Origin of the sequence: Uniformispora flossi, assembly GCF_049534875.1 — a bacterium.
In the GTDB taxonomy this organism is placed as follows: domain Bacteria; phylum Actinomycetota; class Actinomycetes; order Streptomycetales; family Streptomycetaceae; genus Yinghuangia; species Yinghuangia aomiensis.
The window spans coordinates 109,594-123,286 of the sequence record NZ_JBMULZ010000009.1 but is presented as its reverse complement, the minus strand read 5'-3'; the positions used below and the strand labels follow the sequence as shown (position 1 = coordinate 123,286).

The following is a 13,693-nucleotide window of genomic DNA, read 5'->3' as shown; positions in this document are numbered from 1 at the left end:
CCGCGACGGACCACGTCCCCGCCGAGCAGGCAACCTCCGACGACGCCGCGCCGGTGCGCGTCCTGATCGTGGACGACGACGCGCTTGTCCGCATGGGGCTGTCCATGATGTTGTCCGTGGATCCCGGCATCGCGGTGGTCGGCGAGGCCGCGGACGGCACCGGCGTCGCCGCGGCGGTTCGCGAACTGCGGCCGGACGTCGTCCTGATGGACATCCGCATGCCCGGCATGGACGGCCTCACCGCCACCGCGCGGCTGCGGGCGCTGCCGGATGCGCCGCAGGTGGTCGTGATGACGACGTTCGACACCGACGACCACGTGCTGCGGGCGCTGCGCGCGGGCGCCGGCGGTTTTCTCCTCAAGCACACGCCGCCCGCCGAGATCGTGCGGGCGATCCGGCAGGTCGCGGGCGGCGAACCCATGCTGTCGCCGTCGGTGCTGCGCCGCATGATGGACTTCGTCGCGGAGACCGGCGCCGACCCGCGCCGCGACCGCGCACAGGCGCTGCTGGGACGCCTCACGCCCGGCGAACGCGACGTCGCGGAACTCGTCGGCAAGGGCCTCGGCAACGCGGAGATCGGGCGGGCGCTGTCGCTGAGCGTCGCGACGGTGAAGGCTTACGTATCGCGGGTGTTCACGAAGCTGGATCTCAACAACCGGGTGCAGATCGCGATCCTGGTGCATGACGCTGAACCACCGCGGTAGGTCGATTCCCGTGCCGGGCCGCCGATCTTTGGCCACGGGCCCTGGCGGTGGGGTCCTCTCCGGGGCCTGCGGCGTCCGGTCGTCGGTCTGAATCGTCGGTCTGACCGGGCACCGACTTGCGGCGGGTGGATTCTCACCCGAAGTCGACGCAGGTCTCGACCTCTGGCCGCTGCCCCGGCCCGGGGCCGGCGAGCACGCTCGAAGGCATGATCCAGGTCGAGAAACTCAGCAAGCGGTACGGCGACCACCACGCCGTCCGGGACGTGTCGTTCACGTGCGCGCCGGGCACCGTCACGGGGTTCCTCGGGCCCAACGGCGCGGGCAAGTCGACGATCATGCGGATGATCTGCGGGCTGACCGCGCCGACGGCGGGGCAGGCCTCGGTGCTCGGCGTGCCGTATCGCACGATCCCCAATCCGGGGCGGCATGTGGGCGTGCTGCTCGACGCGGCGGCACGCCATCCGGGGCGCAGCGGCCGCGAGACGCTGCTGCTCGCCGCGCGCGCTCAGGGCGTGCCGGATGCCCGGGTCGACGCGGTGTTGGACGAGGTGGGGTTGGCGTCGGCGGCGAAGCGCCGGGTGGGCGGCTATTCGTTCGGCATGCGGCAGCGGCTGGGCATAGCCCAGGCGCTGCTGGGCGATCCGGCGGTGCTGATTCTGGACGAGCCGTCGAGCGGGCTGGATCCGGAGGGGATCCACCACATGCGCGGGCTGCTGCGCGGGTTCGCGGATCGCGGGGGGACGGTGCTGCTGTCGTCCCATCTGCTGTTCGAGGTCGAGTCGGTCGCGGACCGGTTCGTGATGATCGCCCGGGGCCGGCTGGTCGCGCAGGGTGCGAAGGACGAGCTGACGCAGGGGCGTTCGGGTGCGGTGGTGCGTGCCGCGGACGATCCGGCGGCGCTGCGGTCCGCCTTGTCGGCGGACGGTTTGGCGGTCCGCGAGGCGCGGGCCGACCGGGCGTTCGTCGTGGACGCCGAGCCGGCCCTGGTCGGCCGCGCCGCGGCGCGCGCCGGGGTGGCGCTCGCGGAGCTGCACGGCACCGCGGGGGTCGGGCTGGAGGAGTTGTTCCTGTCGTTGACCGGTTCGCCGGAGGCCGGGGAGGGCGCATGATGAAGGTCCGTACGACACCACGGGGTCAGATTCCCGCGGGCGGGCTCGGCCCGGTCGCGAGCACCCCGGGGCGGCTCCTCGACGCCGCTCCCCCGGTGCCGCAGCGCACTCTTGTCGCGCTGGAGTTGCGCAAGACCGTCGATACCCGGTCGGGGCGTTGGGTGTTCGCGGTGATCCTCGCGGCGACGGTCGGCATGGTGTGCCTGGTCGTGTTCGCGGCGGACCGCGACGAGCGCGACGCGGCGGGCCTGTTCTCCGCGTCGCAGACCGGTGTCGCCGTGCTGCTGCCGGTGGTGGCGGCCGTGGCGATGTGCGCGGAGTGGACGCAGCGGACGGCGCTGACGACGTTCGCGCTGGTGCCGGACCGGGGCCGCACGGTCGTCGCCAAGTGGCTGGCGATGCTGGTGCTGACGGCCGTGGGCGTGGGCGTCGGCCTCGTCGCGGCGTTGGGCGGCCATGCGTTTGGCCGGGCGACCGGGCAGGTCGGCGCGGATGTCGGCCGGCTGCCGTCGGGCCGGCTGGTGGCGACGAGTCTCCTCGACACCGGCTTGTCGGTGACGATGGGCCTGGCGCTCGGCATGCTGCTGGCGAACGCGACGCTGTCGATCCTGACGCTGTTCGGCATACCGGCGGTGCTGGGCATCCTGAGCGGCACGATCGGCGCGTTGGAGCGGCCGTTCGGCTGGCTGAACCCGGGTCAGGCGTTCGGGCCGCTCGGCGATCCGGCGGCGATATCGGCGACGGAGTGGGCGCGGGTCGGCACGGCCGCGGCGCTGTGGGTGCTGGTGCCGTTCGCGGCCGGCTGGTGGCGGACCGTCCGGCGCGACGTCAGTTGACCCGGCCGAGGCGGTGGTCGAGACCGGTCCAGCGTTTCCCGGCGGACACCGTGCGCACGGCTTGGCCGAGGGCGCGGCGCGAGCCGACCAGGACGACGAGCTTCTTGGCGCGGGTGACGGCCGTGTAGAGCAGGTTGCGTTGCAGCATCATCCACGCGCTCGTGGTCAGCGGGACGACCACCGCGGGGTACTCGCTGCCCTGCGAGCGGTGGATGGTGACGGCGTAGGCGTGCGCGAGTTCGTCGAGTTCGGCGAAGTCGTAGGCGATGTCCTCGTCTTCCTCGGTGCGGACGGTCAGCGTCTGGTCGACCGGGTCGAGGCCGGTGACGACACCGCCGGTGCCGTTGAACACTCCGGAGGAGCCCTTGTCGTAGTTGTTGCGGATCTGGGTGACCTTGTCGCCGATGCGGAATGTGCGCCCGCCGAAGCGCTTCTCGGCGAGACCGGGGCGGCCGGGCGTGAGGGTCTGCTGGAGGAGCAGGTTGAGGGCGCCGGCCCCGGCCGGCCCCCGGTGCATCGGGGCGAGCACCTGCACGTCGCGGCGCGGGTCGAGGCCGAAGCGTCGCGGTATGCGTTCGGCGACCACGTCCACGGTCAGTTTCGCGGCGTCCTCGGCTTCTTCCACGGGGAACAGGAAGAAGTCGGCGAGGCCGTCGGTGACCGGCGGGCGGCCCGCGTTGATCCGGTGCGCGTTGGTCACCACACCGGACTTCTGGGCCTGGCGGAACACCCGGGTCAGCCGCACCCGCGGCACCGGCTGCGCGGCGAGCAGGTCCCGTAGCACTTCGCCCGCGCCGACGCTGGGGAGCTGGTCGACGTCGCCGACGAACAGCAGGTGGGCGCCGGGCGGGACGGCTTTGACGAGTTTGTTCGCGAGAAGGAGGTCGAGCATGGACGCTTCGTCGACGACCACGAGGTCGGCGTCGAGCGGCCGGTCCTGGTCGTAGGCGGCGTCGCCGCCGGGTTTGAGTTCCAGCAGCCGGTGCACGGTCGCGGCTTCGCCGCCGGTCAGCTCGGACAGGCGTTTCGCGGCCCGCCCGGTGGGGGCGGCAAGCACCACCTTCGCCTTCCGGGCCACGGCCAGTTCGACGACCGAGCGCACCGTGAAGCTCTTCCCGCAGCCGGGGCCGCCGGTCAGCACGGCGACCTTCTCGGTGAGGGCCAGGCGGACGGCGGCTTCCTGCTCGGGGGCGAGTTCGGTGCCGGTGCGGCTGTGCAGCCAGGCCAGCGCCCGGCCCCAGTCGACGCTCCGGAACGCGCCGAGCCGGTCGTCGGGCGTGTTCAGCAGCGCCCGGATCCGACCCGCCAGCGAGATCTCCGCACGGTGGAAGGGCACGAGGTACACCGCCCGCACCGGGTCCCCCTGCGACCCGGACGGGGTGACCGGCCCTGGCATCTCCTCCCGGACCACGCCTTCCTCTTCGGCGAGTTCGTCGAGGCAGCGGGCCACCAGGCCCGGCGGCACGTCGAGTATCGCCACGGCGTCGGTGACGAGCTGGTCCTGCGGCAGGTAGCAGTTGCCGTTGTCGGCGGCCTCCGACAGCGTGAACTGCAGCCCGGCTTTGACGCGTTGCGGCGAATCGTGCGGGATGCCGACGGCTCGGGCGATCGTGTCCGCCGTCTTGAACCCTATGCCCCACACGTCGGCGGCGAGCCGGTAGGGCTCGTTGCGCACGATGTCGATCGACCGCTCGGCGTACTGCTTCCAGATCCGCACCGCCGGCGAGGTGGAGATGCCGATGCCCTGCAGGAAGACCATGACTTCCTTGATGGCCTTCTGCTCTTCCCACGCCGCGGCGATCAAGTCGCGGCGCTTGGGCCCGAGTCCGGGCACCTCGATGAGCCGGGCGACGTCCTGCTCGATGACGTCCAGCGCGTCCGCGCCGAAGTGCTCCACGATCCGGTCGGCGATCCGCGGCCCGATGCCCTTGATGAGCCCGGAGCCGAGGTAGCGCCGAATGCCCTGCACGGTTGCGGGCAGCACGGTCTCGTAGGAATCCACGAGGAACTGCCGCCCGTACTGCGGATGGCTGCCCCAGCGGCCCCACAGCCGCAGCGACTCCCCCGGCTGCGCCCCGAGCAGCGGCCCGACGACGGTCAGCAGGTCACCGCCGCCGCGCCCGGTGTCGACGCGGGCGACCGTCCACCCGTTGTCGTCGTTCTGATAGGTGACGCGCTCCAACACGGCATCGAGCCGCGCCCCCACCCGCTCGGCGGGGGCCCCGGCAATGCCGCCCGCGGCACCCGGAAACGCACCGGTACTCATAGCGCCCGAGGCTATCCACTGCCGCGGACAGGGGTGGACAACCACCGGCCACCCTGGGGACAAAACCAACAGCCTTGCACCACAGGCCACTGCTTCCGTGCTCAGCGCACGGTCAGCGTGTACGCGACGTTGAGCCGGAAGGTGCCGTTCTTCCCCACGATCGACAAGGTGTGCTCCCCCGGCGACAACGGCCCCGCGGAAAACCACAGCCCGCACACGGTGGTCCGCACCTTGCCCGCCCGCCCCGAAACGACGTTGTCCGCAACCCCGCTGAACGTCACCGGCTCGGCCGCGATCGTCGTCACCGGGACGTCCTCGGCGTCCAGCCGCACGGCCACCACGCCTTCGGCCAGCCAGGCATTGCACTCGTCCGCCGGTGTCGCCCACAGGTTGAGTGCGGGCCCGGCGATCCGCGTCCCCGCCGGCACGCTGCACTTGCGCCTGACGGTCTCCCCGAACGACCCCGCCACCAGCCACACGTCCCCGTGCTGTCCGCGCCCGCAATACGCCCCGCTGGTGTCCGACACGGGATCACTCCCCTGCGGCTGGGACGCCACCCACTCCAGCCACCGCGCCTGGATCCCGTCCAGCCCCTGCGCCGCCCCGCCCGTCGCAGAGGGCGACACCCCGGTGGCCCCCGACCCCGCCGAGGCCTCCGCAGAAGGCGCCCCGCTCGCCGTCGGCACCGACGCCGACGGCACCGCCGACGCGGAAGCCGGAGCCTCCGACCGCACCGACGACGCGGCCGAGCCCCGTCCCCCACCCGAACACCCACCGAGCAGCAGCCCGGCAACAACCACCACGACCCCGGCGATCCCGGGTCTCCGACCGATCATCCGGGCATGCTACAAACCCCGCACCAGGCCTCGCGCCGGCTGCCCCGGGCTCGACCGGAAGCTCACCACAGCCTCCCCCGCAGCGCCGGCCGCGCGATTCCGCGCGGAACCGACGCGCCACCCGCACGGCGGCGCGAAGGTGGTCGGTTGGTCCGACGCAGCTCCACCCCACCCGTGGTCAGGGCCCCGGGCGCGGCGGCCCCGGTACGGGCCGGCGCCACGTGGTGACCGGCGGCACGGCCGTTCCGCGCGGCGGCACGGCCGTTCCGCGCGGCGGCATGGGAGCGCCGAAGGCCGGCACCGCAAGATCGCCACCCGCTCGTGACCAGCCCACGAGCCGAGTACCGCGCTGCGCCGTCCGGCGTCGCAGGCTTTGGGCGGCGGGCCCGCACCGCAGCCGACCGGCCGCGACCGGTTCACGAGCCGACGCGCGGGGCTATATCGACTCGTCCGACACCAAATTCACCGACCGCGATCAACCCGCCCCCACGCTCGACCGGCCACCGGCCGGACGCCACGAAGTCCGGCGGCAGTCCGCCCTGGTAAGCAAGTCCCCCCCACCCGCACGCCACACCACCGCGAAGGACGCCCCGCCATGGACACCTACGGGCACGAGAACACCTTCGGCGGCCTGCCCGTCGCCTGCCTGCACGACCTTCCACAGACGAAGGACACCCGTCGCGCCGGCGCCCCCACCCCGGACCCGCAGCCGCTGCCCGCCGCGCACGAAGCCGCCTGGAGCCTGCGCATACCGGCGTACCGGCCGTCCGAGACCTTCCCCGAGCACTTCGCGCGCTTCGTCGCCGCGGTCGACATCACGCAGGTGCGCGCCATCGTCATCGGCTGCTGGGGTGCCGGAGACACGAGTTCGCGCATCGTCGTCGACGAACTCCTCGCGCACGCGGACCGGTTGCCTGCGCTTCGCCACCTGTTCTTCGGCGACATCTGGTCCGAGGAGAACGAGATCTCCTGGATCCAGCAGAGCAACATCACGCCGCTGCTGCGGGCATTCCCCCGCCTGGAGACCCTGATCGTCAAGGGCGGCTCGATGCTCGTCCTCGACCCCGTCGAACACACGGCGCTACGGCACCTGGAGTTCCAGAGCGGCGGTCTCCCGGACGACGTGGTGCGCGCCGTCGGCGCGTCGGTGTTCCCGGCCCTGGAATCCCTCGAACTGTGGCTCGGCGTCGAGGAGTACGGCGGCGACGCCACCATCGCCGACCTGGCCGGCATCCTCGAAGGACGCGGACTGCCCGCACTCACCACCCTCGGCCTGATGAACAGCGAGATCCAGGACGAGATCGCCGCAGCCGTCGCCGCGGCCCCGATCGTCTCCCGCCTGCGCCGGCTCGACCTGTCGATGGGCACGCTCGGCGACGAAGGCGCCGAGGCCCTGCTCACCGGTCAGCCGCTCACCCACCTCGACCAGCTCTTCGTCAACCACCACTTCATGACCAAGCGCATGCGCGACCGCCTGGCGGCGGCTCTTCCCGGCATCGTCCTCGGCCTCGACGACGTCGAAGAGGAAGAGGACATGGGCGACGACGAGGTCTGGCGCTACGTCGAGGTTTCCGAGTAGCCGAAACCGCTGCTTGTCCGGGGTTGCGGAACCGCGGAGGCACGCGCGACGCCCCGGCTGCGCGCGGCAATCGGGGTCTGTTCGGCCTTCGGCGGCACCATCGCGCGATGTGCGCGACGGGGATCGAGGTCTGGCCGCGTGCTCGGTGTGGCTGATCTTCACCGTGTGCGGCAGATACTCCGGCCGGATCGTGGACGGGTCCTGGGCCTCCCCGTAGACGGCGTAGTCCTCGTCGTCGACTCGGGTGGCATCGCGGTTTCCGTCGGTCCAGCCCGCGACGAGGGCGGCGTCCAAGTCCCGTGTCCAGCCCACTTCGCCGACGGGCAGGATCCGTTCGACGGACTCGGCGGTGTCGAGCCCCCATCGGTCGTCAGCAGGAACCGCCGGTAGGTCGGCGGCAGTTCGGCGCCCACGCGTTCTTCGAGAGCGTCGAGATCCTGGATCGTCGCGCCGCCCGCACCCAGCCAACGGGCCCGGCGGATGTCGTCGGGAAAGGGCTCGGCTCGCTCCTGCTCGTGCAGGACCGGGTCGAGCCAATCGTCACTCCAGCGCTGCAGCAGATCCCGCCAGGCACGCATCGAGCCTGCGCCACCGCCCGATTCATCGCCCATGGGTGCGGCCTAATGACGGCCGCTCACGTGCGCGGCCGGGTCCTGCGGGCCGGAACATGCACGCGTGGTCGGTTCGGGGCTCGACCGCAGTCGGTCCTACGGGCGCCCCACGCCGATCGGGTTCGGCAGCGGGATTTCGGACGTGTCGAAGAGGTGGCGGGACAAAGGCGCCGCGAGGGCGATGGCTTCCTCGACCGCGTACTCGCCGAGGGTGCGGACGGGGGCGGAGGCGAGGCGGTTGGTGGCTTCCTCCACGGCGGTGCGGAGCGCGATGCCGGATTCGGTGAGGTTGCCGTCGGTGTCGACGACGCCGCGGCCGATCAGGTCGACGAGGGCGCGTTCCCACTGCTTTTCGGTCCACCCGCGGCTGATCTGGACGCGTTGGCCGTCCGTCAGCCCGGTGGCGCTGTGGGTGATGGAGGCTTGCAGGCCGTCGAGGCCGTGGTCGACGGAGGCGAGCACGTGGCCGTCGCCGCGGTGTTCGCGCAGCACGGTGGCGGCGAGCCACGCGCGCAGGCGCGGGTGCGCGTCGTCGGGGAGCCGGACGCCGGACCACCCAGCGGCGAGCGGGCGGGCGCCGAAGTCGCAGCCTCCGGCGGCGTGTTCGAGGAGCGTGGCAAGCCGGGTGAGGTCGGCGTCTTCGGGCAGTGCGCGGGCCAGGGCCCGGTCGACGGCTTCGAGGCGGCTGGCGAGGACCGCGCGCGGGGTGGCGAAGTCCCACGCGTCGGGCAGCGCGCGGCTGACCTTGGCGGGCGCGAAGCCGAAGAACATCGCGGTGACCGCCTCGGGGCCGACCGCGCCGAGGGGCGCGGCACGGCCGGCGAAGTAGCTCATGTACCAGCCCTTGAGCCCGACGGCCGCGGCGGCGTCGGCGACTTCCGGCGCGAAGTAGACGACGGCGTGGAGTGGCTCGACGGCGGTCCAGAGCCGGCGTGCGGGATGCGAGTCGACGGTCACGGGCCCTCCTCTGCTCGATGGTGGCGCCTCCCATTCTGCGCCGCGGCCCACGCGCCACCGCGACCGGGGACCGGCCCGGGGCCGGAACACCGCGGCGGGCCCCGGCCCGAGCCGAGGGCGACCGGCAGTCCGGGCGGCGGGCAAGGCGTAGGCCGAGAACGGAGAGGGGACGCCGACGAGGAAGCGGAAACCAGGCCGACCGGGACCCGAGCCGCCGGCCACGACCCGGGCGACCGGGGCGACCGAGGCTGAGGCCGGCAAGCGAGCCGTGCCCGCAGACAGATCGACCGGCACCGGAGGACGCGGACCTGGCAGACCACGCCCAGGCCGGAGCCGGAGTCGGCACGAGGGCAGGTCCACACTCACCCGGCCAGGCGCGGGCCACGGTGTCGTCCGACTCCTGCGTGCGCTGCGGACGGCGACCCGGGGCGGCGATGGGCAGTCGGACGGGGGACCACCCCGCGCCACCCCGGTTCGTTGCGCCGGGTCTCGCGCCGGGCCGGCGCGGCCCCCTTCCCGCTCGGAGTGCCTACGTTCGGCGGCAGACACAGCCACACAACACCCGTGCGCGCGTTCGGTAGCGGAGATCGGCGCAGGACCCACGGCCGCAGCTTGCAGCACCAAACCCGGACCTGCGCGACCTGCTCGGTAGCGGCGGAGGCCGGGTTCGTGGGGATGCCGCAGCGGCGTGAGCACGGGCAGGTCCGCCGAATGCGGCCGTGTTCTGGAGCGAGTGATCGCGGCCAGGGGGGCCGGAGGCGAGGTGATGGCGCCGGAACAGGCCAGGCCCGCTGTCGGTCGTTCGTCGGCACAGTGGGGGTCCGGCCACGCCGTGATCGATCCGCGTCGCCGACGGTCGTTCGTCGGGCAGCGTGGAGGTCCGAGGTCCGAGGTCCGAGGTCCGAGGTCTGACCACTCCATCACCGGCGCCGGAGCAAGCTCCCCCCCGCGGTGTCGATCCACACCCCACCCCCGGCCGGGTGCGGGGCGGCGCGCCCAGCCGTGTCGTTCCGGGGCTTGCGACCGGATGCGCGGCGGCGGCGCATCCGACGAGGCAGGTCCGAGACAGCTCGGAGAGAGGTGGGAGGCAGGTCAGAGTGCGCTCACGGGGTCTGCGTCCGGCCCGGGGCCGTGGCCCGGATCAGGCACTGCAGGACCTCGAGTACCTCGGCGTGCAGGTCGTCCGGGTCCCGTTCGGCGAGGCCGGATGCGGGGACGAGGTAGCTGGACAGGAGGCTCCAGCCGAGCACGGTCAGCACCGAGGTCGCGGCGATGACGCGCGGGTCGAAGGCGGTTCGGGTGGACGGCGGGGGCAGGGTGCCGGCCGCGGACTGGGTCCACTCGTGTTCGATGAGTTCGCGGAGTTTGCGGATGCCGGGGGTTTCCGATTCGAAGACCTGGGAGCTGTCGCTTTCCAGGACCGCGAAGGCCAGCATGCGGGCGAAGGCGCGCGGGTCGTGGGCCAGGATGGCGAGGGCGGTGGCGGAGTCGGCGACGTCGTCGAGGACGCGTTCGCCGCGTTCCGCGGACATCCGGAAGACGGCGGCGAGGACGCCTTCCTTGGTCCCGTAGTAGTGGTGGATCAGCCCGTAGTTGACCCCCGCGTGCCGGGCGATTTCGCGCAGCGAGACGGCGGCCGGGCCGCGTTCGCGGAAGAGTTCCACGGCGGACGCGAGGATCTTCTCGGCGGCGTTCGGCGGGCCGGGGGTTCGGGGCGAGCGGGTCGCGCCGGACGGGCGGCGGGACCGCCCGGCGCGTGCGGAGTGCTCCGCGGGGTCGTTCGTCATGCGCCAAGTCTGCTGGACGGAAGCCATCGGCGGATCGTTACCGGGGGGACAAGTGGATCTTGGTGAACGACCCCTGACGCAGCGTCAACCAACCCCGGCCTCCTGTCCCGCCTCCGCCGCACCGGCCCGCGCGGGCGCCTCCACCCGGTGCCGGATCAGGAGCGCCACACCCGCGGCCGCCGACGACACCGCCGCCAGCAGGTACCAGACGTGCGTGTAGCCGTCCGCCGAGGCGGACGAGCCCAGCAGCAGCACCGTCACCGACACCCCCAGCACCGCGCCGATCTGCCGCAGCATCGTCACCACGCCCGATCCGGTCGCGGCGTGGCTCGCGGGCAGCGCGGTGGCCGCGGCGGCGACGAGCGTGGGCAGCATCAGGCCGACACCGAGCCCGGTCAGCAGCAGGCCCGGCAGCATCGCGGCCGCGTAGGTGCCGTCGGCGTCGAGGCCGAGCGCCCACAGCAGCGTCCCGGCGGCGAAGACCACGCCGCCCGCGGCCGCGATCCGGCCGGCGCCGATGCGCGGCGCCCACTTCCCGGCCAGGACCGCGGTCGGCGGGACGAGCAACGGCCCCGGGGTGAAGGCGAGTCCGGTGGTGAGAGCGGACCAGCCCCACACGTCCTGGCACCACAGCGTGATGCCGAGCAGCATGCCCGCGAACGCGGTCCCGAACAGGACCGACGCCGCCCCGGCCACGGCGAAGTCGCGGACCCGCAGGACCGCCGGCTCGACGAGGGGGCGCGGGTGCCGGACGGTGCGGACGGCGAACCACGTCCCGAGGACGGCGAAGGCGGCCAGGGCAGTGAGCACGCGGACCGAGCCCCACCCCCAGTCCTCCGCTTTGACCAGGCCCAGCGCCAACGCGGCAACCGCCGCGACGAACAGCAGCGCGCCGGCCAGGTCGGGCATCGGCGTGCGGGCGGCCGCCGCCGAGCGCGGCAGCACGCGCGCGCCCAGCACCACGGCGGCAATACCGATCGGCACGTTGACGAGGAACACCCAGCGCCAGCCCGGTGCGACGAGGAGTCCGCCGAGAACCGGGCCGAGCGCCGCGGCGAGTCCGCCGATGGCGGCCCAGGCGCGGACCACCGCGGCGCGGCGTTCCGGCGGTGTCGTGGTGAGCAGCAGTCCGAGGGACGCGGGGACGAGCATCGCCGCCCCGCCGGCCTGCAGCAGCCGTGCGGCGACCAGCCAGGCGACGCCGGGTGCGGCCGCGCACAGGGCCGAGGCGAGGGTGAACAGGGCGGTGCCGCGGAGGAACGCCGCGCGGTGGCCGCTGCGGTCGGCGAGGCGTCCGGCGGGCACGAGGAGGGCGGCGAAGACGACCGCGTAGCCGTTGAGGACCCACGACAAATCGGCCAGATCCGCGCCGGACCAGGTGCGGGCCATCGCGGGCACGGCCACGTTGACGATGAACAGGTCGAGGTTGACCAGGACGACACCGGAGCACACCACGGCGGCGACGAGCCCCCGGGCGGGCGGGGCTGCCGATTGGGCTGCCGATTGGGCGGCGGACTGGGCTGCCGATTGGGACATGGATCCCCCAAGAAGAAGCACGAAGGAAGCACACGAAGGCGCGCCCGAAGGAAGACCGCGGCGGACGGCCGGAGCCGAAGGCCGGGCGGGTGAGTTCCATCAAACAACTCACTCCGGATGCGCCCACCGTAGAGACACCGGGTCTTTTCACGCAACCCACTCGGCCGAGATGAGTTCCGTCAAACAACCCACTACCCTCGGTCCCATGCGCCGCAAGAGCTTCGAAGACATGCCGTGCTCGATCGCCCAGTTCCTGGAGGTCGCAGGCGAGTGGTGGACGATGCTCGTGGTCCGCGACGCGTTCTTCGGGGTGACCAGGTTCGACGACTTCCAGAGCCGGCTCGGCATCTCCCGCAACGTGCTCACCCAGCGCCTCGAACACCTGGTGGAGCACGGGGTGTTGGCGCGTGAGGCGTACCAGGACAATCCGCCGCGGTACGACTACCGGCTGACCTCCAAGGGCCGCGCGCTGTGGCCGGTGCTGACCGCGATGCGGCAGTGGGGCGACGTGTGGGCGGCGCCGGACGGGCCGCCGGTCGTGGTGACGCACGCAACGTGCGGTCAGGCGACCACGGCCGTGATGGTGTGCGACCACTGCGGAGAGGCGCTGGACGGTTCCGCGCTCACCGTCTCACCGGGCCCGGGGGACCCGGACGGCACGGTCCTGCCGCCCCGTCTGCACGGCGCCTGAGGGCCGGCCACCCACCGCCAAAACCCTTGTACAGCCCGCACTCGGACCGACACCGACACCATTGACTGTGCCAAATATCGGCGGTAGCTTCGCGGCATCCGGTCCGACGGGGGTTCGGCTGTGCGCGCCGGTACACGCGCAATCCCTCCTCGATGGACCACTCGCACCACCCGGAACTGCGATAACCGCACGCGGCGGTCCGCCCGCCCCCGTGCCGAGCAGAAGGACCATGCGCATGCCTGTCATCAACGAGCAGATCGAGATCGCCGCCAAGCCGGACGCGGTCTGGGCCCAGCTGACGAACTTCGCCGACTTCGGCAAGTGGATGGTCCCGCACGTCGAGTTCCCGGCGGGCGGCCCCGAGAAGCTCGAAGCCGGCGTCGCGTACGACGAGAAGATGAAGCTCATGGGCTTCCCGGCGGACATCAAGTGGACGATCAAGAACGTCGAGGAGGGCGTCCGCTTCGACCTCGACGGCAAGGGCCCGATGGGCGTCAGCATGATCGAGTCGTTCATCGTCGAGGCGAGCGGCGAAGGCACGCTGTTCAAGATCGACTCCGAGGTCAAGGGCGGCGCGGTCTCGATGATGGCCGGCAAGGTCACCAAGGCCACGCAGGAGGCCCTGGTCGAGTCGCTGGCGAAGTTCCAGGCGCTGTTCGCCTGAACCCGAGCCTGACGACCCGAGCTTCGGCTCGGGCCTGAGCTGCTCCGGATCCGGGTGCGGTTCCGCCATGACTTCCGTGTGACCCGCGACGGGGTCCGCGGCGTACCGGGTCGGCCC

12 protein-coding genes are annotated in these 13,693 nt (G+C 72.7%); 6 read left to right on the top strand and 6 right to left on the bottom strand.

The genetic code is table 11. The features are described 5' to 3' along the window. The first annotated feature begins 92 nt into the window (after positions 1–92). The 3 genes from ACPA54_RS21030 (at position 93) to ACPA54_RS21020 (ending at position 2,649) form a co-directional block, all read left to right on the top strand. Entirely contained in the window at positions 93–704 is a 612-nt protein-coding gene (locus ACPA54_RS21030; protein ID WP_423532288.1) for a response regulator, read from the top strand. Positions 705–910: 206 nt separating this feature from the next. Further along, positions 911–1,813 carry an ABC transporter ATP-binding protein gene (locus tag ACPA54_RS21025; RefSeq protein ID WP_423531987.1) on the top strand — a complete coding sequence of 301 codons (903 nt, stop codon included), beginning with the start codon at positions 911–913 and terminating at the stop codon, positions 1,811–1,813. After that, positions 1,810–2,649, top strand: a complete 840-nt coding sequence (locus tag ACPA54_RS21020; RefSeq protein ID WP_423531985.1) for an ABC transporter permease — start codon at positions 1,810–1,812, stop codon at positions 2,647–2,649. Before ACPA54_RS21025 ends, ACPA54_RS21020 begins: the two co-directional genes overlap by 4 nt. On the opposite strand, the gene recD2 is transcribed toward ACPA54_RS21020, so the two are convergent. Both recD2 and ACPA54_RS21010 read right to left on the bottom strand, forming a co-directional pair. Then, the gene (gene recD2 / locus ACPA54_RS21015) at positions 2,642–4,915 is read right to left on the bottom strand and encodes an SF1B family DNA helicase RecD2 (protein WP_423531983.1); all 2,274 of its coding nucleotides are present in this window, start codon (positions 4,913–4,915) and stop codon (positions 2,642–2,644) included. The genes ACPA54_RS21020 and recD2 overlap by 8 nt on opposite strands. A gap of 101 nt (positions 4,916–5,016) precedes the next feature. Then, a complete protein-coding gene (locus ACPA54_RS21010; protein WP_423531982.1) occupies positions 5,017–5,442 on the bottom strand; it encodes a hypothetical protein in 426 nt (141 codons plus the stop codon). Positions 5,443–6,346: 904 nt separating this feature from the next. On the opposite strand from ACPA54_RS21010, the gene ACPA54_RS21005 reads away from it, so the two are divergent. Further along, positions 6,347–7,330 (top strand): STM4015 family protein, encoded by a 984-nt coding sequence (locus ACPA54_RS21005; RefSeq protein WP_423531980.1) that lies wholly within the window; start codon positions 6,347–6,349, stop codon positions 7,328–7,330. Between the two features lie 158 nt (positions 7,331–7,488). On the opposite strand, the gene ACPA54_RS21000 is transcribed toward ACPA54_RS21005, so the two are convergent. The 4 genes from ACPA54_RS21000 to ACPA54_RS20985 form a co-directional block, all read right to left on the bottom strand. After that, positions 7,489–7,908, bottom strand: a complete 420-nt coding sequence (locus ACPA54_RS21000) for an SMI1/KNR4 family protein (RefSeq protein ID WP_423532287.1) — start codon at positions 7,906–7,908, stop codon at positions 7,489–7,491. A gap of 129 nt (positions 7,909–8,037) precedes the next feature. Further along, positions 8,038–8,898, bottom strand: coding sequence for an SCO6745 family protein (locus ACPA54_RS20995; protein WP_345675177.1), 861 nt, complete (start codon positions 8,896–8,898; stop codon positions 8,038–8,040). A 1,103-nt stretch (positions 8,899–10,001) separates the two neighbouring features. Next, the gene (locus ACPA54_RS20990; RefSeq protein WP_423531977.1) at positions 10,002–10,685 is read right to left on the bottom strand and encodes a TetR/AcrR family transcriptional regulator; all 684 of its coding nucleotides are present in this window, start codon (positions 10,683–10,685) and stop codon (positions 10,002–10,004) included. Positions 10,686–10,769: 84 nt separating this feature from the next. Continuing rightward, positions 10,770–12,221 (bottom strand): MFS transporter, encoded by a 1,452-nt coding sequence (locus ACPA54_RS20985; RefSeq protein WP_423531976.1) that lies wholly within the window; start codon positions 12,219–12,221, stop codon positions 10,770–10,772. A 205-nt stretch (positions 12,222–12,426) separates the two neighbouring features. On the opposite strand from ACPA54_RS20985, the gene ACPA54_RS20980 reads away from it, so the two are divergent. Beyond that, positions 12,427–12,912, top strand: a complete 486-nt coding sequence (locus ACPA54_RS20980) for a winged helix-turn-helix transcriptional regulator (protein ID WP_423531974.1) — start codon at positions 12,427–12,429, stop codon at positions 12,910–12,912. A 235-nt stretch (positions 12,913–13,147) separates the two neighbouring features. Continuing rightward, positions 13,148–13,576, top strand: a complete 429-nt coding sequence (locus ACPA54_RS20975; protein ID WP_345675181.1) for a type II toxin-antitoxin system Rv0910 family toxin — start codon at positions 13,148–13,150, stop codon at positions 13,574–13,576. The last annotated feature ends 117 nt before the right edge of the window (positions 13,577–13,693 follow it).

What these genes read in the sequence shown, in the direction of transcription:
- ACPA54_RS21020 (WP_423531985.1), top strand. Translation starts at nt 1,810, where the DNA reads ATGATGAAGGTCCGTACGACACCACGGGGTCAGATTCCCGCGGGCGGG.
- ACPA54_RS20990 (WP_423531977.1), bottom strand. Translation starts at nt 10,685, where the DNA reads ATGACGAACGACCCCGCGGAGCACTCCGCACGCGCCGGGCGGTCCCGC.
- ACPA54_RS21025 (WP_423531987.1), top strand. Translation starts at nt 911, where the DNA reads ATGATCCAGGTCGAGAAACTCAGCAAGCGGTACGGCGACCACCACGCC.
- ACPA54_RS21005 (WP_423531980.1), top strand. Translation starts at nt 6,347, where the DNA reads ATGGACACCTACGGGCACGAGAACACCTTCGGCGGCCTGCCCGTCGCC.
- ACPA54_RS20975 (WP_345675181.1), top strand. Translation starts at nt 13,148, where the DNA reads ATGCCTGTCATCAACGAGCAGATCGAGATCGCCGCCAAGCCGGACGCG.
- ACPA54_RS21030 (WP_423532288.1), top strand. Translation starts at nt 93, where the DNA reads ATGGGGCTGTCCATGATGTTGTCCGTGGATCCCGGCATCGCGGTGGTC.
- ACPA54_RS20985 (WP_423531976.1), bottom strand. Translation starts at nt 12,221, where the DNA reads ATGTCCCAATCGGCAGCCCAGTCCGCCGCCCAATCGGCAGCCCAATCG.
- ACPA54_RS20980 (WP_423531974.1), top strand. Translation starts at nt 12,427, where the DNA reads ATGCGCCGCAAGAGCTTCGAAGACATGCCGTGCTCGATCGCCCAGTTC.
- recD2 (WP_423531983.1), bottom strand. Translation starts at nt 4,915, where the DNA reads ATGAGTACCGGTGCGTTTCCGGGTGCCGCGGGCGGCATTGCCGGGGCC.
- ACPA54_RS21000 (WP_423532287.1), bottom strand. Translation starts at nt 7,908, where the DNA reads ATGCGTGCCTGGCGGGATCTGCTGCAGCGCTGGAGTGACGATTGGCTC.